Origin of the sequence: Nostoc sp. NMS9, assembly GCF_017114995.1 — a bacterium.
Taxonomy (GTDB): Bacteria; Cyanobacteriota; Cyanobacteriia; order Cyanobacteriales; family Nostocaceae; genus Nostoc.
In genome coordinates this window covers 24,887-45,996 of the sequence record NZ_JABXKL010000002.1, presented here as the reverse complement: position 1 = coordinate 45,996, position 21,110 = coordinate 24,887, and the positions used below count along the sequence as shown (strand labels likewise).

The 21,110-nt window shown below is 41.4% G+C and carries 17 protein-coding genes; 11 read left to right on the top strand and 6 right to left on the bottom strand.

Annotated elements, in window-relative coordinates; all coding sequences use genetic code 11:
- The 5 genes from HWQ40_RS00705 to HWQ40_RS00685 all read left to right on the top strand — a co-directional run.
- The coding region (locus tag HWQ40_RS00705) for a putative Ig domain-containing protein (RefSeq protein ID WP_292774317.1) at positions 1-1,881 on the top strand (1,881 nt) is incomplete at its 5' end.
- Positions 1,882-2,695: 814 nt separating this feature from the next.
- Positions 2,696-5,707, top strand: a complete 3,012-nt coding sequence (locus HWQ40_RS00700) for a peptidase domain-containing ABC transporter (protein ID WP_292774314.1) — start codon at positions 2,696-2,698, stop codon at positions 5,705-5,707.
- 87 nt (positions 5,708-5,794) lie between these two features.
- A complete protein-coding gene (locus HWQ40_RS00695; RefSeq protein WP_292774311.1) occupies positions 5,795-7,363 on the top strand; it encodes an HlyD family efflux transporter periplasmic adaptor subunit in 1,569 nt (522 codons plus the stop codon).
- 109 nt (positions 7,364-7,472) lie between these two features.
- The gene (locus tag HWQ40_RS00690) at positions 7,473-7,970 is read left to right on the top strand and encodes a DUF427 domain-containing protein (RefSeq protein WP_292774488.1); all 498 of its coding nucleotides are present in this window, start codon (positions 7,473-7,475) and stop codon (positions 7,968-7,970) included.
- A 58-nt stretch (positions 7,971-8,028) separates the two neighbouring features.
- Positions 8,029-8,553 (top strand): GrpB family protein, encoded by a 525-nt coding sequence (locus HWQ40_RS00685; RefSeq protein ID WP_292774308.1) that lies wholly within the window; start codon positions 8,029-8,031, stop codon positions 8,551-8,553.
- Between the two features lie 216 nt (positions 8,554-8,769).
- Here the strand turns inward: HWQ40_RS00685 and HWQ40_RS00680 are convergent, their stop codons facing one another.
- Positions 8,770-9,762 (bottom strand): zinc ABC transporter substrate-binding protein, encoded by a 993-nt coding sequence (locus HWQ40_RS00680; RefSeq protein WP_292774304.1) that lies wholly within the window; start codon positions 9,760-9,762, stop codon positions 8,770-8,772.
- Between the two features lie 869 nt (positions 9,763-10,631).
- Here HWQ40_RS00680 and HWQ40_RS00675 point away from each other — a divergent pair.
- The 6 genes from HWQ40_RS00675 to HWQ40_RS00650 all read left to right on the top strand — a co-directional run bounded on the left by HWQ40_RS00675 (position 10,632) and on the right by HWQ40_RS00650 (position 15,826).
- Entirely contained in the window at positions 10,632-10,967 is a 336-nt protein-coding gene (locus HWQ40_RS00675) for a hypothetical protein (RefSeq protein ID WP_292774301.1), read from the top strand.
- A gap of 507 nt (positions 10,968-11,474) precedes the next feature.
- On the top strand, positions 11,475-11,825 hold the full coding sequence (locus tag HWQ40_RS00670) for a YtxH domain-containing protein (RefSeq protein ID WP_292774298.1): 351 nt from the start codon (positions 11,475-11,477) through the stop codon (positions 11,823-11,825).
- An 11-nt stretch (positions 11,826-11,836) separates the two neighbouring features.
- Positions 11,837-12,376: a DUF948 domain-containing protein gene (locus tag HWQ40_RS00665; protein WP_292774295.1), complete on the top strand. Its 540-nt coding sequence runs from the start codon at positions 11,837-11,839 to the stop codon at positions 12,374-12,376.
- Between the two features lie 375 nt (positions 12,377-12,751).
- Positions 12,752-13,558, top strand: a complete 807-nt coding sequence (locus tag HWQ40_RS00660) for a TPM domain-containing protein (RefSeq protein ID WP_292774291.1) — start codon at positions 12,752-12,754, stop codon at positions 13,556-13,558.
- A gap of 116 nt (positions 13,559-13,674) precedes the next feature.
- The gene (locus tag HWQ40_RS00655) at positions 13,675-14,304 is read left to right on the top strand and encodes a precorrin-8X methylmutase (protein WP_292774288.1); all 630 of its coding nucleotides are present in this window, start codon (positions 13,675-13,677) and stop codon (positions 14,302-14,304) included.
- Between the two features lie 106 nt (positions 14,305-14,410).
- Complete coding sequence (locus HWQ40_RS00650) at positions 14,411-15,826, top strand: right-handed parallel beta-helix repeat-containing protein (RefSeq protein WP_292774283.1); 1,416 nt, start codon at positions 14,411-14,413, stop codon at positions 15,824-15,826.
- 176 nt (positions 15,827-16,002) lie between these two features.
- On the opposite strand, the gene HWQ40_RS00645 is transcribed toward HWQ40_RS00650, so the two are convergent.
- The 5 genes from HWQ40_RS00645 to HWQ40_RS00625 form a co-directional block, all read right to left on the bottom strand.
- Positions 16,003-16,689, bottom strand: a complete 687-nt coding sequence (locus tag HWQ40_RS00645; RefSeq protein ID WP_292774279.1) for a phosphate ABC transporter permease — start codon at positions 16,687-16,689, stop codon at positions 16,003-16,005.
- Between the two features lie 32 nt (positions 16,690-16,721).
- Positions 16,722-17,558, bottom strand: coding sequence for a 4-hydroxy-tetrahydrodipicolinate reductase (gene dapB / locus HWQ40_RS00640; protein WP_292774277.1), 837 nt, complete (start codon positions 17,556-17,558; stop codon positions 16,722-16,724).
- Positions 17,559-18,141: 583 nt separating this feature from the next.
- Positions 18,142-18,768 (bottom strand): hypothetical protein, encoded by a 627-nt coding sequence (locus HWQ40_RS00635; protein ID WP_292774275.1) that lies wholly within the window; start codon positions 18,766-18,768, stop codon positions 18,142-18,144.
- Positions 18,765-19,535 (bottom strand): 3-methyl-2-oxobutanoate hydroxymethyltransferase, encoded by a 771-nt coding sequence (panB, locus tag HWQ40_RS00630; RefSeq protein ID WP_179063826.1) that lies wholly within the window; start codon positions 19,533-19,535, stop codon positions 18,765-18,767. The genes HWQ40_RS00635 and panB overlap by 4 nt, the downstream gene beginning before the upstream one ends.
- A 113-nt stretch (positions 19,536-19,648) precedes the next feature.
- A complete protein-coding gene (locus HWQ40_RS00625) occupies positions 19,649-20,755 on the bottom strand; it encodes a two-component regulator propeller domain-containing protein (RefSeq protein WP_292774273.1) in 1,107 nt (368 codons plus the stop codon).
- Positions 20,756-21,110: the final 355 nt, after the last annotated feature.

The following is a 21,110-nucleotide window of genomic DNA, read 5'->3' as shown; positions in this document are numbered from 1 at the left end:
GATCAACAAGCCACCGAAGAGATACTCTTCAACTTCACTGTCCCAGATGACACCTTCACTGATGCGGATGTTGGAGACATCCTCACCTACACTGCAACCCTAGAAAACGATGCTCCTCTGCCAAATGGGTTGAAGTTCAATCCTACTACCCGTACCTTCAGTGGCACTCCTGAAAATAAGGACGTAGGTAGTATAAACATCAAAGTTACCGCTAAAGATGTTGCTGGAGATCAAGCCAGTGATGTGTTTAAAATCACGATTAATAATGTCAATGATCCTCCAGTCTTGGTAAAAGAAATTGTAGATCAACAAGCCACCGAAGAGATACTCTTCAACTTCACTGTCCCAGATGACACCTTCACTGATGCGGATGTTGGAGACATCCTCACCTACACTGCAACTCTAGAAAACGATGAACCTCTGCCAAATGGGTTGAAGTTCAATCTTACTACCCGTACCTTCAGTGGCACTCCTGAGAATAAGGACGTAGGTAGTCTAAATATCAAAGTTACCGCTAAAGATGTTGCTGGAGAGCAAGCCAGTGATGTGTTTAAACTCACGGTTAATAATGTCAATGATCCTCCAGTCTTGGTAAAAGAAATTGCAGACCAACAAGTTACCGAAGACACACTCTTCAACTTTACAGTCCCAGCTGACACCTTTAGTGATGCGGATGTTGGAGACATCCTCACCTACACTGCAACTCTGGAAAATGATGACCTACTACCCACTTGGTTGAACTTCAATCCTACTACCCTTACGTTCAGTGGTACTCCTGAGAATGAGGACGTAGGTAGTTTGAACATCAAAGTCACAGCTAAGGATATTGCTGGAGAGCAAACCAGTGATGTGTTTAAACTTGCGGTTGCTGACGATACTGCTGTAGTGACAAAAATTACAGGCGATATCTTTAGTGTCAAGACTAAGCTGAACATTAAAGGTGATAAAGGAAAACTCTCAGTCAAGATAAAAAACAACACCTCTAAAGAGGTGAATGAACTAAGTGTATTTACTGTTGACGATGAACAAGGTAGGATTAACGGCATAGCCCCTGGTGCAGAAGGCTATACGCAAGCGGCTCTTTTGCGTTCAAAGGTGGTTTTCTCCGCTCTTGCCAATCTGCCTAATGGTTTTAATCTTGCTGACCTGAAAAACATATTAGAATTCGACTCTGATACCAAACTCAGATTTTATCTGGTATCCAACAGTACTACTCAGGGTGTACTGTCTGGAAAAACCCCCTTCTCAAGTGTGCTTTTTTCCTCAGCGACAAATAACAACATAGAAGATGAAGGGTTTTCTCTTAATTTCCAGAATTTGGTAGTGAATATTCAGCCAACCAATCAAGAGGTATCTTTGGGTACTGGTCTGCAAGGCAAATATCAAGGCGAACTGATTGATTTACGGAGTGTGACACAACCGATAACAGCTGAGTTTCAAGTCAACAGAGAGGCATCTTACAATAACTTTGTCGGCTTCTATCAGGTGACTGATGAGAATGGTGGTATTGACACCAATGGTGATGGCACAGCAGATATTCTCATTGGCCAGGCTGGTTACGCCGAAGCCGCTGTGCGTGGGCGTGTTGGAGGCATTGACTTGGCGGTGGACAACCAAGGTACTGCAAATTATACTGGCACTTTCGGCCCGAATTCTCTGTTTGCACCATTTATTATTGTGGATGGCAGACCCGATGCGATTCTGAATGGCAATGCCAATAAAAATGTTTACTTCACATTTTTGGGTGCTAACTCAGATAAGGTAGATCACATTCGGCTATTGGGAAATAATACCTTTGGTTTTGAAGATTTAGCAAATGGTGGTGACAAAGATTACAACGATGTGATTGTGCAGGTCAATTTGAGTACCAATCTTGCCTAGTATCAAAGGCGAGTAATTACTTAGGAAAATTAAACAACCTCATGCCGCAACCGGGATGAGGTTATTTTATGCATGGTGATTAAATGGACTCGCTATTAATTAAATTAGTAAATTTACTGAAGGCAGTTATTGTCTTTCCTTCATAAATTTAATAGTTGATTCCTCTAAGGTGAGAAAAAATCTTCACCTTTACTTTTCCAGTTAATTTTTATTAAATTAAGCTAGCAAAAAAGTGATGGAGAATTCTTTCATAATTAGGTATAGGTGATGTTTAACGAGGAAAGCTCCTGTTTTTCACCATTAGTGATATTCTCAATCTCTATATTCGAGAATTTGTAAAAAATAATTCAGAAATTTAAAGTTTTTTTATTACATAATTTTTCATTAGGGTATTTACTTAGGAAAGCATCTGTGATATTTTCATGTTGATTATCATAAAGTAAAATATGCAGCGCTAAATTTAACAACCACGTTTATGTGTTTTGGTTTGATGATGAGTATCCATCTTGCATAGCTGCAATACTAAGATATTGATTTTAATTTTGTATAAATTATGTAGTATTAACCAAGTGATAACTTGTCCTCAATCTATTTACAGTATGCTTTATTTTGAAAAACGCATAACAATCGTAACCGTGTGATATAAATACAGGTCTGCAATTAGACGAACTTACCCTCTGTGCTTTTACATATTTAAACGCCTGAATTCCACAGAACTCTTGTCACTGCTGGCATAAAACCAAACACTGCCACTGTTAGTAAAAGAGATACTCCCTAATATTTTGACTTAATTCCTCTCTTTAACTTGTTTTATATGACTTATATTAAGAACACTTTTCCCGAATTTCTCACCACCCTAGAGGGGTTTGAGCAGTTGCCAGATGGAGCGATCGCTAATCTATCAGAACAACTGCAAGCCTGGCGTTATCGCATAGGCCAGAAAATCATTGGTAAAGAAAGTCTTCCGGAACGCATCACGATCATTTATGAGGGACAAGTGCGGCTGTTGGGATACGATCCCCAGACGCAAATGCCAATCACCCTAAAATTACTGCAACCTGGGGAAATTATCGGTGAAATTGGTTTGTTGCGCGATATCGCCTGTGAAACAGCGATCGCTTCCACCGAAGTAGTCTGTTTAACCTTGAGTGCATCAGCATATTTTAGCTTTCTGGCTTCATACCCAGCTTTTGCCGAAGCTCGTAAGAACCGCAGTTATTTGGTAGAAGTTTTCGATATTCTCGGTTCCTATTGGCAAAAGCAAGCGATCGCTACCTTAAATCTCAGAGAACTGGCAGAAAAAGCCTTACCACAGGCGAAAATACACTATCTCCCTTTAGGAAAAATTCCCTTCCACCAACTCGATAGCAAAAGCGTTTGGTTTGTGAGTGGCGGTGGTACAGTCACGAATTTCTCACCTGGTGATCGCTTAGAATCAGATGATGACAGAGACAAGATCCAGGTCATCGGTCAAAACCCCGCACGCTTGCTTGGTATACATCCGTCAGATTTGATCTTAGAAGATAGTCATCAGATAGAACTTGCGGTAACTGAAACCAGAGTAGATAGAGATAGCGCTGACGACCTAGATATTATTCCCTACGCATCAGACGAAATAGTTCCAGAGACAGCCCCCCAAAACTCAAAGAATTCGTCAAAACAAAAATACCCATTTTTTGGCGGTAAAGGAGAACTAAATTCAGCCTTCGCCTGCTTCCAAATGATCGCGAAGCACCTAGAAATACCGTTTCGTCGAGAGGTGGTTCGCCGCATCTTAACTGAGCAAATCAAACGTCAGGGGACTATATCGTTTCAAGTTACTGCTTACCTGGCAGAGTTAATCGGACTTAAAGCGCAGTTGATAGAGTTACCAGTCGCCTCAGTGACGCGCATTCCGACACCGGCGCTGATTCATTATGGTGATAATTTTGCCGTTTTATATGAAGTAAATGCAAATACCGTGGTTGTGGGTGTTCCATCCAAAGGAATTGTGCGTTGCAAACCCGCTCAATTGGTTGAACAATTAGATGTCGATCCAACTGACTTTCCGCCCAAAGTTAGGGTATTACTGCTGAACGCTACCAATCAAACGCCGCAAGAGCGTTTTAGTTTGCGGTGGTTTATACCCTATTTGTCACGCCACCGTCGAGTCCTGATAGAGGTCTTTATTGCTTCCTTTTTCGTGCAGTTGGCAGCGTTGGCAAATCCCCTAGTCGTTCAGTTAATTATCGACAAAGTTATCACTCAAAATAGTATTGGCACACTACATATTTTAGGGGTTTTGCTATTAGTAGTCGGGCTATTTGAAGCAGTGTTGACTACCTTACGAACCTACTTATTTGTCGATACCACTAATCGGATCGATATGGGTTTAGGGTCACAAATTATTGACCACTTATTACGTCTACCGCTGCGCTATTTTGAACGCCGACCGGTGGGTGAACTTTCCACTCGCATCAACGAACTAGAAAATATCCGCCAATTCCTCACGGGTACTGCCTTAACAGTGGGGTTGGATGCTCTGTTCTCGGTGGTTTATATCGGTGTAATGCTGATTTATAGTTGGCAACTCACCTTAGTCGGCTTAAGCACAATCCCCGTGTTTGTAGTGATCACCTTAATTGCTTCTCCCACTATTAGCAGACAGTTACGTGCCAAAGCCGAACGCAACGCCGAAACTCAATCTTATTTAGTGGAAGTGATGTCAGGAATTCAAACAGTAAAAGCGCAAAATATCGAATTGCGATCGCGCTTTTCCTGGCAAGAGCGTTACGCCCGGTTTGTCGCCGCTGGTTTTAAAACAGTTGTGACTTCTACCCTCGCTAACTCTACCAGCAACTTTCTCAACAAACTCAGCAGCTTACTAGTTTTGTGGGTAGGAGCTTATTTAGTACTGCAACAACAATTAACTTTAGGTGAATTAATTGCTTTTAGGATTATATCGGGTTATGTCACCAGCCCAATATTACGTTTAGCTCAACTCTGGCAAAGCTTCCAAGAAACTGCCTTGTCTCTAGAACGTTTAAGCGATATTGTCGATACCCCACAAGAAGGAGAAACAGACCGCTACAATATACCCTTACCTACGATTAAGGGAGCAGTGAAATACGAAAATGTTTCCTTCCGGTTTGGTACAAGTGGTCCTCTGCAACTTTCTAATGTCAACCTCGAATTTGCGCCAGGGAAATTTGTCGGCATTGTCGGACAAAGTGGATCTGGTAAAAGTACGATGATGAAATTACTGCTGAGACTTTACGAAACTGAGTCCGGCAGAATTTTGATTGATGGTTATGATATTGCCAAAGTAGAACTTTATTCCTTGCGACGACAAATTGGTGTAGTTCCCCAAGAAACATTATTGTTTGACGGCAGCGTTCAGGAAAATATTGCCCTAACCAATCCCGATGCGACAACCGAAGAAATTATCGAAGCGGCTCAGGTTGCCTGCGCCCACGAGTTTATCATGAACTTGCCCAACGGTTACAACACGCGGGTGGGAGAACGGGGTTCTGCACTTTCAGGTGGACAACGACAAAGAATTGCGATCGCTCGTTCTGTTTTACAACGACCAAAATTATTAGTTTTAGATGAAGCAACTAGTGCATTAGATTATCCCACAGAACGGCAAATATGTCTCAACTTAGCCAAAGCATTCAAGGGTGATACAGTATTTTTTATTACCCACCGACTGAACACCGTGAGTAATGCAGACATGATTGTTGTGATGGATAACAGCAGGGTTATAGAACAAGGTAGCCATCAAGAATTAATGGCTACTAAAGGTCATTATTATTACCTGTATCAGCAACAAGATGTAAACTTGTAATTAGTCATTCTTGAGGGCAAAGGTTTTTGGCATCGGGAAACATTGCCCACCCTACAAAAAATTCAAAATCCAAAACCCAAAATCGTTATGACTCAACTTAATGGCAATCACCTCAACGGCAATCACAAAAATGGAGTGAAGCACGATTCACAGGTACTAACAAAACAACAGAAAGCTGCTCAAGAGTCTTTAATTAACTCAAACACTCAGGAATTTGAGCAATCTATTGTTTTGCGCCAATCTCCAATTTGGTCGCGTACAATCATGATTACACTCGTGGGGCTAGCCTGCTTTGGAATTGCTTGGGCTTATTTTGCAAAAATTGAGCAAGTAGTACCAGCAACAGGGCAATTAAAACCCCAAGGAACAGTCAAAGAAGTTCAAGCTCCTGTTAGTGGAGTGGTGAAAACAGTTAATGTAAAAGATGGACAAGAAGTAAAGCCAGGAACTTTACTGCTAACTTTTGATTCCATAGCCTCTGTTGCCGAATTAAATTCTTTGAATAAAATTCGCCTTGCATTAATGAAAGAAAACCAGATTTATCGCCGATTGATGAATGCAAGCACGGCCAATGGATCTGAATTGTTATATTTGCGCGGTAATTTGCCACAAGAAACTGCTTTTCTGCTGAAAAGTCGGGCAGCATTAGTAGCAGAAAATGAATTATTCCGCACTCAATTAAAAAATTCTGGTCAAGATTCTGGAGTAGGAATTGATGAACAACAACTTCTACGAGTTGCCAAACAGGAATTAGACTCTCGCTCCTCATCGGCGCGATTAGAAGTAGAAAAAACCAAAAAACAATTTACTCAAAATCAAATTAAATTGGAAGATAGTAAATCAAGTTTAGCTATTCAACAGGGGATTTTAAATAAGTTGAAGATATTAGCAGAAGAAGGTGGTATTTCTCAACTTCAGTATCTCAATCAGCAACAAGAAGTACAAAACCGCACGGCGGAAGTAGCGCAACTAGGTGAGGAACTGAAACGCCTCCAGTTTGATATAGAAAAAGGACAACAAGAGTTAAGCAATACGGTGGCTGTTTCTGATAAAAACATTTTGGATAAGATAGCTCAGAACAAACAGCAGATTGCCACAATCGATAGCCAATTCATGAAAGTTGTGCTGGATAATGAGCAGCGTTTGGCAGATGTCAATAGTAAAATATCTCAATCACAGTTAAACGTTAAATATCAAGAACTCCGCGCACCTGTGGCGGGAACAGTTTTCGATTTGCAAGCAAAAAATCCTGGATTTGTCGCAACTCCAACTACAAAACTGTTGCAAATTGTCCCCAAAGAAAACTATATCGCTGAAGTTTTCATCACTAACAAAGATATTGGGTTTGTGCGAAAAGGTATGAAGGTAGATGTCAGAATTGACTCCTTTCCTTACAGTGAGTTTGGCGATATCAAGGGAGAAGTGACTGGAATAGGTTCAGACGCATTACCGCCAGACCAAACCCATCAGTTTTACAGATTTCCGGCAAAAGTCTCATTAGATAAGCAATCCCTAGTGATTAAGGGCAAAAAAGTTAACTTGCAATCAGGTATGTCTATCAGTGCCAATATAAAAGTGCGCGAAGAACGAACTGTGCTTAGTTTATTCACTGAGTTGTTTACCAAGCAAGTTGATGCTCTTAAAGAGGTACGATGAAGAGGGTTGAGTTAAAAGACCGTAGTCACTCCACAAGCAGAGTTGCTGCTTCACTAAGTACATCAGTACTGAGTACTTTTTCCTCTCTCAGCACTCAACACTCTTGATGATGGTTAATTTTCAACGCATCGAACCTGCTCCTGGACAAGAATCAGTTTGGGATTATCCCCGTCCTCCTCTTTTGGAGGACACAACCAAACATATTCAAATAATCTTTAACGGCTTAGTAATTGTAGATACTCACAACGCCAAACGTGTTTTAGAAACTAGTCATCCTCCTTCTTACTACATTCCCCCAGCGGATATCAAAATGGAATATCTACAGATGACTCCGCAATCTAGCTTTTGTGAGTGGAAGGGAAGTGCTGGCTACTACACAATCCGAGTTGGTGATAAAGAAGTCCATAATGCTGCCTGGTTCTACCCCAAACCCACACCAGCCTTTGAATCTATCAAGGACTATGTAGCTTTTTATGCTCATTTAATGGATAAATGCTACGTTAATGGCGAAGAGGTGCAACCACAACCAGGTAATTTCTATGGCGGTTGGATAACCAGTGATATTGTTGGGCCATTTAAAGGCGCTCCTGGTACTTGGGGATGGTGAATCAATTTTGGATTTTAAATTTTGAATTCAAATTCAAAAATGTTGTTTCTAAATCCTGATGAAAGTAGAAGTAGTACCACATAATCCAAGATGGCGCGGCAAATTCGACGATGAATCAAAGCATGTTGCGCTTACACTAGGTGAAAATGTAGTTGCTATTCACCATATTGGCAGCACAGCAATTCCACATATATATGCCAAACCCATTATTGATTTGTTGGTTGAAGTTGAAAACATTGCCAAAGTCGATGATCATAGTTTGGGTATGGAAGCATTGGCTTATGAAGTAATGGGCGAGTTTGGCATACCAGGTCGTCGTTTCTTCCGTAAAGAGAATGCAGGTACAAGAACGCATCATGTCCACATTTTCACAGTCAGATCACCGGAAGTAGAACGACACTTAGCATTTCGGGATTACATGATTGCACATCCCGAAGATGCACAGAAATATAGTGAATTAAAACGTAAGTTAGCGAAACAATATCCTAACGATATCATCGGATATATGGATGGGAAAGATGGGTTCATCAAAGAGATGCAAAAGAAAGCATTGGTATGGTGGACACTTGATAAATTTGAATAACACAATCTTTTTTACGAGTCGTGATGCGTAAAGGATTGGACTCCGTACTATGGGGCACACAGGAACGTTAATCGCTTCTGGAGACATCGACCTCTGCGTGGGTGGAGAAATCCCTCCAAGTAAGTCGGGTCGTGGAAAGAGGAAAACCAAAGAGTGATCTTTGGAATCCCTGTCACTTTAGTGCGGGGAGGATGTCAATGAATTGATATTCTAGAGCTACCTAGCAGCTTTCGTTTCAAATATCAAATACGTCCCTCCTAGTCCTTCTACAATTGTGCGTGTATTGGCAATCATCATTTTCTGATAAGTGTCCGCGTCGCTTGCTGGTTCACCAAGTCCCTCAGCATATAGCTTTCTGTCAGAAATGTTCACTTCAGCTTCTGTGGCTACAGATTGAATCAGATTAGGATTAATTTCCACTTCAGCAAAAATTGTTGACACTTTAGCCCGTTTAATGTTTGTAGCCAAATTTTTGACTCGTTCGGCTGTCAGCTTTTCGTTAGTACTAATACTTTGCAATCCTCCTGCCAATGAAATACGGTATGCTTTGGCGTAATAACTCAGTGCATCAGAGGTTGTAACTAACTTACGTTCTTTGGTAGGAATACTAGCAATTCTTGACTTAATCCAGCTATCTAGTTGAGTGAGTTCATTTGTAATTTTTTTAGTATTACTGGTATAAGCTTCTGCATTACTAGATTGTAATTTTCTCAAATTACTATTAATTACCTCCACCATTCTGATAGTATTTTTGGTATTGTGCCAAACATGAGGATCGGTTACATTCTTACCACCTGCCTGAAATTTTTGTGGCTTAGGCACTGCCAGTTGAGCAACGGCTATTTTTGGTGTAGGGTTTTTAGTCGCTTTAATTAACTTGATCAGATTTGGTTCAAAATTGTAACCATTATAAAGAATAAGATTAGCTTGCTGAATGGCTTTACGATCTTCCGGTTTTGGTTTATAAAATTGGGGGTCGGCAGTAGGGGAAATTAAGCAGGTGAGGTTAACTGTATTTCCGGCAACCTGCCTGGTTAAGTCACACAGTACGCTTGTAGTCGCTACAACTTGGGGAAGATTCTCATTTACCTGGGTGTTAGTCTGAGTGAATGTAGTTCTTACAGCTTGATTTCCACACCCAACAAATCCAATCGTCAAGGCAGCAAGAATAGCTGGAAAGAAATTATTCAATGGTGATTTTTTTGACATCCTCAGCTCCTAGTGGATGTATAAAAAAAGATAATCATTATTGGTAAAGTATTAGTAAAATACCAGGGGAAAGTCTTCAGCAGGGAAGAGGTTAAGGGCTGACGGGGAAGCCTTCGGCAAAGAAAAGGGTAAAGGTTAAGGGAAGAGAAATTAATAGACTTTCTCCTTTATCAGTTGTCTGTTTCCTCAGTCCACACCCAGCAATTTTTGGTTGGCGAACCACTAGTGGTCTGTCCCATTAATTCTGATAGGTGAATCAAATTTCAATTTCTCTTTTTTCCTTCTCCCTTTGCGCTCTTCTCTAACGAGACGCTGCGCGAATGCGGTTCGTTCTCTTTTACAGGCAAAATATTAGTTAACTGCACACGACAGGCTGGAAAACTGGTAGAGGTAGGAGCACAATAATAAAAGCAATGCTGGGAGTCTCCAAGGAGTGTAGTTCTCTTATCATCTGTTGAAGGGTCTATACCATTGTGCTTACATCCCACAAAGGTCGCAAATTGACTAGGACGATCGGGTTAAAGAGTGGGAGGTAGTAATGATGGGGCTTATCGAGCATACGGGTTGATTTCGCAAACCGAGTCGTGAATCTAAGGCAATTGTAGCTGTGGTTTTGCGAGGTGTGGATATATCGTTGTTACAAAATTGGCAAATTGGCGATTTTTTAGGCATCAGCCTTTGTTACACTAATTTTCACCTAGTAAAACCTTTCAATAGCGCTTAGAGCATCATCTAACTACTTTTTATTGCCAAAATTCAGGATGTACTTTGCGCCATAAATTTTATCCTCTAGTTTCTTCATCATTAAATAAGAGCCAAATCAAGTATATAGAACAATTCCTCAAAGCTAATATTGGTCAAGATAAACAATGGTAATTTTAGTTGTCATAATTAACACCTTGATTTCACTGGTATTACTCTATGTAGCTTGGCGGGTGTGGCAACTTAAGCAGCAGCTAGCATATATAGCAGATAGGTTAACCGCCGATGAAAGTTGTACCAATGCAGCACTGAATAAAGCACCCGAAAATATTTATCTCAGCCAACAGAATATTTATAACTTACGGCAGAGAAATCAAGCGCTACAAATGCAAATTCAACAAGTGCGGCAAATTATCAGTCTACTTTTGCTAGGGCGGCAAATCTGGCAGCGTTATTTTCCGAAGCTAGAGTTAATATCTGGGAAAAGAACAGTTACAAAATGAGTTACAGCAGAATTCAGAATTCAGAATTCAGGAGTAAAACACGCTTTATACCTGGGAAACAGAATTAGCTTGTGTAACTCACCAACTTGAAATCTTCTGTATGCCAGGTTCAGATGAACATTTATGATTAGGGGTGATGCAGGGAGATAGAGAGAAGTCCGTAGTAAGATCCCATAGGGTGGATTGGCTTCTAGCGTAGGCGTAGCCCGCCGCAGGCATTGCTTCCCCTTTCCATACCCTAATCTTAAGCAACCTAGCCATACCGGGTACGAAACTACGCAAGACATAACACAAAGAAACGCCCGCCAGAAGGCTTACCAGAGGTATCAAAACTTTGGGAGATACAGGGAGTTTTGAATTATAAGTAATTAATGCTTTTAGTATTAATGAATAAAAGCAACATTTCTGGCTAATATTTTGTCACCATAGATTAACTGAATAAAATCGGTTGAGTCTTACAAGGGGAGAAAACCCACCTAAAATGGGTGTAAGGAGAGAAACAATAAGATGTCTAATAACCGTTCTGGAGTATTTTTTGGCGGTTTGATGCTAGGAGCTACCATCGGTGCTTTAACCGGTTTACTCGTAGCTCCACGCACAGGGCGCGAAACGCGTAAAATTTTGAAAAAATCTGCCAATGCTATCCCAGAATTGGCAGAAGATTTATCAATGAGTGTGCAAATTCAGGCAGATCGTCTCTCTGCTAGCGCATTACGAAACTGGGATGACACTTTAGATAGATTACGGGAAGCGATCGCAGCAGGTGTAGACGCCAGCCAGCGAGAAAACCAAGTCTTAAAGCGACAAACATCTGTTGAAGACTCAGATTCGCTTCCCCAGCAATTAGAACGCTCATAAATGACACAACCGTGATTGAACCCCTGTTTTGGTTGGGACTTTCCTTACTTTTAGTCGCCACAAGCTTGACTGCGGTTTTAGTGGCGGCGATACCGGCTTTGCAGGAGTTAGCACGCGCTGCTCGCAGTGCAGAAAAATTATTTGATACCCTCTCACGGGAGTTGCCACCCACTTTAGAAGCTATCCGCGTGACTGGCTTAGAACTCACTGACTTAACTGATGATGTCAGTGAAGGCGTAAAAAGTGCTAGTCAAGTCGTGAAGCAAGTCGATCAAAGCCTTGATAGCGCCAGAAAACAGGCTCAAAATCTGCAAGTAGGTACACGCAGCATCTTTATTGGTGCGAAAGCTGCTTGGAAAAACTTCACACGCCAAAAACCCGTAAGGCGGACGAGCGATCGCTTGCCAAGCAATGAAAAACCACCTCTAACGTTGCGAGAACGAGAAGTGCTAAGGCAAGAAAATCGCCGAATCAAAGCAGAAGTGTACCGCACTAATGACGGTTATAACGACGCTGCTAGCTGGGAAAACAATTTCGATGACGAAGATTGAATTAGGGCATTGGGCATTGGGCATTGGGCATTGGGCATTGGTATTTGAAAACTCTTTCCTAGTCCCTAGAGCGTGTTTTCAAACCCCAAATTAGACTTAATTGTAGGTTGGGTTGAGGGACAAAACCCAACATTTACGTTGTTTTGTTGGGTTGCGCTTCCCTACGGGACGCTACGCGAACGCTTAACCCAATCTACGTTTCCTGCCTCTTTCCCATGCCCCATGCCCAATGCCCCATGCCCAATACTCAAAAACGCTTTGCTTTGATCCCCTAGATTAGAGTAAAGTAAACAAGTGTAAAGAACTATCATTTTTCTAGTACTCTTTTAAAACAACTTGTTCGCTTTTACCGTTAATATTTGTATAAAAACGTCCATGCAATCTTGTTTTTGGCGACGAATTCTAGTATCTATTGCAATATTTTTCCTGGCTGGGTCAATTTGGGTCCTGCATTCTCCCCCAGCACTGGCTTATGACAATCCTGAGTTACTTCCTGACACCTTTACCCCAGTTGTAGATTTAGCTAAATCTCTGCCTGTGCTGCAAGAAGAAAAGCTTGTCAAAGATTTAGAGCAGTTTGAAGCTGACACAGGCTGGAAATTGCGAGTATTGACCCAGTATGACCGCACCCCAGGTCGCGCGGTTATCAAATATTGGGGTTTGGATGACAAAAGCATTCTACTCGTTGCTGATTCTCGTGGTGGTAACATCCTCAGTTTTAGCGTCGGTGATGCTGTTTATGAACTTTTACCCCGGACTTTTTGGATAGAACTGCAAACCCGCTTCGGTAATTTGTACTTTGTCCGCGAACAAGGCGAAGACCAAGCCATTCTACAAGCCTTAGAATCGGTTAAAGGCTGTTTGCTTAAAGGGGGTTGCAATGTTGTCCCCGGACTACCACGAGAGCAGTGGATTCTCACCTTGATTACCTCAGTTATTGGTGGGGTGATTTGTGGATTTGCAGCTCAACCCCGCGAAAAAGGACAAGTTTTTGCTTGGCAATGGGCTTTAATTTTCTCACCTCTGTGGGGAATATTGTTTATTGCCTTCGGCATTGGGCCAGTTGTGACACGTACAAGCGACTGGTTGCCTTTAGTTCGCAATATCTCTGGGTTTCTCATTGGCGTCTTGGTTGCCTACCTATCTCCTATTTTCAGTCGGTCTTCTAGTAATGAGTTATGAGTCAGTAGTTAGGAGTGAGTAGTTTAATTAACTCATAACTCCTAACTCCTAACTCCTAACTCTTAACTCTCTGAAGCTGATAAGCTGAAAGCTAATATTTGAGAAGCTCAACAAAAATGGAATGGCACGTAACTGATGCTCAAAGTTTAGCAATCATTGATAGTGAAATTGGCGATCATGTCTTTTCACCCGCAGAGTATGAGATTGTGCGTCGGGTAATCTACGCCACGGCTGACTTTGAGTATAAGTCTTTGATTCGTTTTTCTGAGCGTGCCTTGCAAGCTGGAGCAGCAGCGCTAGCCGCACGTACCACGATTGTGGTAGATGTCCCGATGGTACAAGTAGGTATTGCCTATGACATTCAAAACACCTTTGCGAATCCAGTGTATTGCAGTATGGAAGCTCTAACACGCCCTCAAAAAGAAAAAACTCGCACAGCATGGGGAATAGAAACCTTAGCAAAGCGTTATCCAGAGGGCATTTTTGTGGTGGGTCAAGCGCAAACGGCCCTGACTGCACTGGTGGATTTAATTGAAGTTGAGGAAATTAGACCTGCTTTAATAATCGCAACTCCAGTGGGATTTGTAAATGTTGATGAAGCCAAGGAGCGTTTACAAGACTCTCTAGTGCCTCACATCACAATTGACGGCCGCAAAGGTAATGCAGTTGTAGCAGCTGCGATCGTTGATGGATTGGTAGACTTAGCTTGGCAAGCCTATGGACAAGATAAAAATCGGGGGAGCTAGAAAAGTCGACTCTATCATACCCTTGATGCCAAATAGTATTTAAAAGTACTGACATATCCTGATATTATATTTTTGTTAAGTAGTGCCTATAAAGGAGCCTTTTGTTGTGGTAATTCGAGGTTTCAGGTTAAGCGCATATCTTGCAATTCCCGTGGTATTAGGTCTTTTGGTTGAGCGAGAAAGGATAAAAACATTTTTAGTTGAAAACATCCCTCAGGTATTCACTAACAAACAAATTATCCTATCTAGCCATCAGCTAATCAGCATTAGGGCAACTGCGAAAACATACTATGTTAGTGGTATTGGAAATGACAAAAATAGCGGACTCTCTACTTCATCTGCCTTTAGAACAATTCAAAGGGCAGCAAATCTGACTAACCCTGGCGATACAGTATTGATTATGAACGGAGTCTACAGGAATGCAAAACCAAGTGGGGACGTAGTATCTATTACTCGCTCTGGAACAGCAAATGCATGGATTAAGTTTAAAGCATATCCTGGACATCAGCCGAAAATTCAACACAATGGATGGCAGGGAATTTTCATTCACAAGGGAGCGTCATATATTGAGATAAATGGGTTGGAGGTGATAGGAAATAATGCCAACATAACCCTTGATTATGCGATGAGTCAGAAAACTAATAAACAAAACCCGCTAACGAATGGAAACTGCATTAATGTAGATGGACGAAAAGATGGTCGTAGTCACCATATACGTATTGTCAATAACAAGGTACATGGGTGTGGAGGAGCAGGCATTTCAGCGATTGAATCAGACTATGTGACAATAGATAATAACGAAGTGTTTGATAATGCTTGGTATAGCGTTTATGGTTGCAGTGGCATTTCGATTTTGAATAGTTGGAATTCTGACAACAAGCGGGGATACAAGATGTTTGTTACTAACAACAAAACCTACAACAATCGCATGTACATCCCTTGGATTGCAGTCGGAAAGATCACCGACGGTAATGGTATTATTATCGATAGTTCTAGAAACGATCAGAATAACTCCAAATTGGATGCATATAAAGGATATACTTTAGTTAAAAACAATCTTGCATTTAATAATGGCGGATCGGGTATTCATGCATTTTTAAGCGAGCATGTTGATATTGTAAATAACACAGCTGTTTTAAATAATCAGAGTCCAGAACTTAATGGCGGGCAAATATTTGCTCATACCTCATCTGACGTCAAAATCCTAAGGAATATTCTCTATGCTTTTCCTGGAAAAAATATTAATAATAAGACTAAAAATAAAAACGTTATTTATGATTATAATATCTACATTAATAGTTCTAAAATAAATGTTAAAGGGCCTCACGATATTGTTGCAGGCTCACAATTTTTAAGCAAGTATCCCACTCTAGAAAAAATATCTGGCGATTGGAAATCGCGGTTAGATAAACAAAATCCGCCAACACGGTCTTATATAGAACCTAAGTCGGCAGGTTTTGCCTGCGGGACAGTGACTTATCGTTTGCAAGGGAAACTCATCAAAGTGGGATGCTCTCGTTAGCAAGAAGGCAGGAGAGATTTATCCCGAATCTAAATGCTCGAACCTCTTGGACAACCATCGAGAAGTTTTGCGGTTGAGAGCAAACTGCAGAGATATTTGCGATATTCGGCTCGTAATTATTAAATGACTTGCACCCTGCGTAGATGCAAGGTGTAGGTCGTCTACTAATTACCTCTTCAATCCTCTACTCTACGACGCCGCCGACGCGGCTTTTGTTGTTGGTCTTCACGCAAGCGGCGACCGACTTCGTTAAAGAAATCCCGTCGCAGATAAGGATAATCGCTAACCCACAGGTCACGATTGGGAAAGTATATATCGCTGAATTCTTCAATACTGCTCAAATCTGGGCGATTTGACATCACTACCATTTCTGCAATTTGACCGCGAGTAATAACTTTGTGGGCAGGACGCAATGGTGCTACAAATTCAATGCTAAATCCTGTATCATCACCTATCTCTAAATTTATCTGTTTTTCTCGATTTTCTACAATCACCAATTCGCCTTTGTTGTTGACTGTTTCGGTTTTACCCATCAACTGGTCTGTAATCCACCAATCTAGGACTCGACCACGGAAAAAGCCGCCGTACTTGTAACGGCGGCATTGTAAATTCCGCATACTTGCTTGAAACACTGGATACCACAGCCAAAAAAAAGCGCTAATTACCCCTAGTACAAATACTATTGAAGCAAACTCAAGCTTGAAAACAACTGTTACAAGCAAAATAACAACTACCGCAACTACAGAAATTAACAGCCGTTGCAAAAAATTTGAGAACTTCCCCCAGTAGTACTTGTACTGCAAACCAGTGGCAATTAGGGGGACAACTTGTTCAAATTTCTGGCGAGTCAGTGGTACTAACATGAGTGCTAAGTAATGAATGCCCAATAGTGAGTTTAAAGTATCTTTTCTAATCCATATACTAACGACTTTAGCGTTAAGACTTTGCGAATCGCTAGTAGCACTCCTGGCATATAACAAGCGCGATCGCTCGTATCATGTCGTAAAGTATAAATCTGCCCTGCTGCGCCAAAAATCACTTCCTGATGGGCAATCAATCCCGGCAAGCGCACGCTATGAATTCTAATCCCTTCATCTGCGATACTGCCCCTCGCTCCTGCTAATTTTTCCGTTTCTTCTACAAGAGCAGGGTTAAAAGTTTTACCCAATTCTCCTAGTAACTGTGCCGTTTGAATCGCAGTACCACTGGGAGCATCAGCTTTTTGGTTGTGATGCAGTTCGATAATTTCCACATGGTCAAAATATTTGGAGGCTGCGATCGCAGCTTGTTGCAACAGTACCATCCCAATGGAAAAATTAGGAATAATTAGACAACCAGTGCTAGCTTTGTCGGCAAAGTCTGCCAAGTCTTGAATTTGTTCTGGACTTAAGCCAGTAGTGCCGACTACAGGACGAATACCGTAAGCGATCGCACTGCGAATATTGTCATAAACTGAATCGGGATGGGTAAAGTCTACAATCACCCCTGGAGGAGACTGTCTGTCGCCAGCCACATACCCCAACATCGGTTCTAATTGATTGGTAATCGGCACTTCCAGAGGTTCGCTTAAACCCGCCAATTCTCCAGCATCTTTATCTTGATGTTCTAAACTGTAGTCAATTGCACCCACTAGGTTTAAGTCAGGCGTTTGTGCCACCGCCTTAACCACCTCACGGCCCATTTTGCCAGCAGCACCGTTGACAATAACCGGGATAGGAGCTTGATTCGTCATAGGTCGAGAAATACTTTTTTGAGTCAACAAGGGAATTGTAAAGACTTTGGCGATCTAGTAGCTAGCTTCTCTAATCTCTGGCTTAATTCCACCTACCCTGAATTTTGCAGCTAATCGCTTAGTTTTTCTACTCCCCAAAAGATCGGTTCTCATTTTCATCCCACTATCTTACCCAGTAACCCGTTTTATTTGCCGCTCGTACTGCCTTGATAAGTAGTCTTTATAAAATATATCAGCCTTTGTTTGTCAAGTCTAGTTGACCATTTGTAAGATTATTGTTATATTTATTTACATAGCTTAGTAAAGTCCCAAAGCAAGCTGCATAGCTAAAATTGCACCTTGTCTATTACCTATATAGTTTTGGTTACGTTGGGTATTAACTAAGAAAAACAGACTTCGGTTTTACAATATCCCATCGACATTTGGACTTCTCCCATCTACCTCGGCTATTAAGTCGGGGTTTTTTATGTTCTCGATTAGCCCTTTATTTAACTTTTCTTTAGTAGTTATTGTTGATTTAATCATTTAGGTTGTGGTAATACTACGTATATCAAAGAATTTAAAAATACTTAAGCAGCATGACTCAGGGCAATTTCTCCCAAAGTGAAATCCAAATATTGAGTTCCTCGTTTGGAAGAAATTTAGATAATTGTTTAATGATTCCTAAGCGACTCTTAATCAACCTTAGTTTTCTGATATCTTCCAGTTCGCTATCAAACTTTTTTTGAGTTTCTTCTGGATTATTGGCTGCTAAAGCTTCTCTCCAATCTGTTGCTTTAATTAATGCTTCTTGGTAGGAAATGTGTAAATTATCAAAAAAATAAGTAACAATCTGCTGTATATCGAGAACTGGATTTCCTGGAAGGGCACCAAATTTTAGGATCATGTAAGCTCGTAATGTCATTAAAGAATCTAGATATCGCTCAGAAAAACTAGGATTATTTTCAGCTAAAAATTTGTAAACTGAACTTGCTATCTTTGCCCAAGCAAGGCTCTCTGAATGAGATTTATTAGATTCTTCATTGGCTAGTTCTTGCGCTCTGAAAGTAGACACTTCAGCCAAACCAAGCCAGTTAAATTTTTCTGGTACTTGCTGTTGCTCTGCCCAAACCATTCTCAACCAAGTTTGTACTTGCTCTGGATCTTTTTGAAGTAGAACTTTTAAGAAATTTGTTGCTTCAGTTTCAGCCATAGTTAATGATGAAGTCAAGGAAACTTCCGCTCTCGCACTTCCACAGCATAATCTTGCACGGCTTTGGTAATCGTCTCGCGCAAATTTGTGTAAACTTTGGCGAATGGTGGATGCTTTTCTGCCAGTCCAAGGACATCTGAAGTAACTAAAACTTGTCCATCACAGTGAATTCCCGCACCGATACCAATTGTGGGAATACTCAATTTTTGTGAAATCTGCATTGCCAAATCTGCGGGTATATGCTCTAAAACTAGAGAAAATACACCCGCTTGTTCGAGAGCGATCGCTTCTTGTAAAATCCTCTCACTAGCTTCTTGCGTCTTTCCTTGTTGTCGTAAACCCAGTTGATGTATTGATTGCGGTGTCAAACCCACATGACCCATTACCGGAATTCCGGCTTCTACTAAACGAGCCACAGTTTCAGCGATCGCTGGATAGCCACCTTCTAATTTTACCGCTTGAGCGCCCGTTTCCTTCAAGACTCGCCCAGCTGAGTGCATCGCTTGTTGGAGACTTTCTTGATACGTCAAAAAAGGTAAATCTACAACTACTAATGCCCGTTTAACCCCACGGCGCACAGATTTAGCGTGATATATGATCTCATCCAAAGTTATTGGCAGTGTTGTTTCATACCCTAAAACTACTGCCATAGAGTCACCCACAAGGATTAAGTCTACACCAGCTGCATCGAGGAGTTGAGCGATCGCATAATCCCAGGCGGTCAACGCGACAATTGAACGTCCCTGTTGTTTCCATTGAATTAATTGCTGGGTAGTGATTGCCATTTTTTGAGTGCTGAGTGCTGAGTAGTGAGTGCTGAGTTAAAAGTTAGGAGTGAGGAGTTTTGAATTTAAAAAATTTTTTAACTTATAACTCCTAACTCATAACTCTTAACTAATCATTTAACGGCGCGGCTGAAAGCAATATGGGGTTTTGCACTGTCCGTTTTGGGCATTAACCAAGCTAGACCTTCACTAGTGCCAATCCATAATTTATTGCCGATGTCAGGTGCAAGGGTAATAACCCGACTAGAAGGAAGTCCAGCAACTTCTCCGTCTAATACAGCTCCTGTATTTGGATTTAATCGTAACAAACCATTATTAGTTCCGACCCAGAGACTACCATCTTTAGCAAAACGTACCGCAGTCACGTCACGCCCACGCAAACGAGTTACAGACCGCAGTACTGCACCATTTTTTGGGTTAATAACTAGCAAATTATTCGGCATTCCCGCCCAAATTAACCCTTCTGGACTAATAGCTAAAGCTTGTACAGTTGTCCCTGGTAAATCGGCTATTCGCTTCATAATTGCAGCACTAGCAGTATTTATCCGCACCAATCCATCAAGAGTACCAACCCACAATTGACCTTCAGCATCTAAAGTCAGGGCGTTAGCGCTGACACCAGGCAGATTTTTTAATGTTGTCATAATCAAGCCTTGGTCAGGACTAATGAGAGCTAAACCGCTATCGGTTCCAGTCCACAAATAACCCCGTTTGTCAAGTAACAGTGACAACACGCGTTTTGAAGGCAAAAATAAATTTTGTGCAGTAATTTCATTAGTGCGGGGGTCAACTCGAACTAGTCCCTCATAACTTCCTACCCACAAACGTCCTACCTTGTCTTGGGCTAAAGCACCAATGGCAACATTTGGTAAGCTAACACGAGAAATAATCTTGCCGGTTTTAGGATCAATTCGCGATAGTCCCCGCCAAGAACCTACCCAAAGATTACCCGTAACATCTCCTAGTAAGTTACCAACACGATAATCAGTTTTTGGCGAATTTTCTTCAACTCCGCGCTCATCGGGTAAAGGTTCTACTCGCGGTGGCGGTGGGGAAAGTGGGTAAGCAGGGGTTACATCAGATGAATTAATGTCTGGGGTTTTTTGTGCCCATCCCATATTTGGCAAAGCTATCAACCCCAGCAAGATAGAAGTAATCAATAAACTAGTACGCTTGTAAAACAATACCACGGTGACATTTCCTTTGGAGACAGTACCCATAGCATTTACCTAAACTGGCTTTGGGTTAATTTCAGTGTTCCCCTAGCTGGGATTTTTTAAACATTGGGGATTGGGGATTGGGGATTGGGCATTGGGTACTTGTACTGTCCGTCCCTGCGGGACGCTACGCGAACGACTATGCTCAGGAACCGCGAACGTGAGTGCGTCTCGTAGAGAAGCCGAAGTATTGGCTGGGCAGAGGGGGAGAATTCCAAACTCCTAACTCCTAACTCCTAACTTCTAATGCCCCATGCCCAATCCCCAATGCCCCATACCATTAATGACACTTTGTAAAGTGTTTGTAACAAAAAGTTTAAATCTTTATGTAATAACTAAATTAAATAGATAAGTTAAA

Excerpts from the sequence above, each read along its gene's own strand:
- HWQ40_RS00700 (WP_292774314.1), top strand. The coding sequence starts at position 2,696 with ATGACTTATATTAAGAACACTTTTCCCGAATTTCTCACCACCCTAGAG.
- HWQ40_RS00695 (WP_292774311.1), top strand. The coding sequence starts at position 5,795 with ATGACTCAACTTAATGGCAATCACCTCAACGGCAATCACAAAAATGGA.
- HWQ40_RS00690 (WP_292774488.1), top strand. The coding sequence starts at position 7,473 with ATGGTTAATTTTCAACGCATCGAACCTGCTCCTGGACAAGAATCAGTT.
- HWQ40_RS00685 (WP_292774308.1), top strand. The coding sequence starts at position 8,029 with ATGAAAGTAGAAGTAGTACCACATAATCCAAGATGGCGCGGCAAATTC.
- HWQ40_RS00680 (WP_292774304.1), bottom strand. The coding sequence starts at position 9,762 with ATGTCAAAAAAATCACCATTGAATAATTTCTTTCCAGCTATTCTTGCT.
- HWQ40_RS00675 (WP_292774301.1), top strand. The coding sequence starts at position 10,632 with ATGGTAATTTTAGTTGTCATAATTAACACCTTGATTTCACTGGTATTA.
- HWQ40_RS00670 (WP_292774298.1), top strand. The coding sequence starts at position 11,475 with ATGTCTAATAACCGTTCTGGAGTATTTTTTGGCGGTTTGATGCTAGGA.
- HWQ40_RS00660 (WP_292774291.1), top strand. The coding sequence starts at position 12,752 with ATGCAATCTTGTTTTTGGCGACGAATTCTAGTATCTATTGCAATATTT.
- HWQ40_RS00655 (WP_292774288.1), top strand. The coding sequence starts at position 13,675 with ATGGAATGGCACGTAACTGATGCTCAAAGTTTAGCAATCATTGATAGT.
- HWQ40_RS00645 (WP_292774279.1), bottom strand. The coding sequence starts at position 16,689 with ATGTTAGTACCACTGACTCGCCAGAAATTTGAACAAGTTGTCCCCCTA.
- dapB (WP_292774277.1), bottom strand. The coding sequence starts at position 17,558 with ATGACGAATCAAGCTCCTATCCCGGTTATTGTCAACGGTGCTGCTGGC.
- panB (WP_179063826.1), bottom strand. The coding sequence starts at position 19,535 with ATGGCAATCACTACCCAGCAATTAATTCAATGGAAACAACAGGGACGT.
- HWQ40_RS00625 (WP_292774273.1), bottom strand. The coding sequence starts at position 20,755 with ATGGGTACTGTCTCCAAAGGAAATGTCACCGTGGTATTGTTTTACAAG.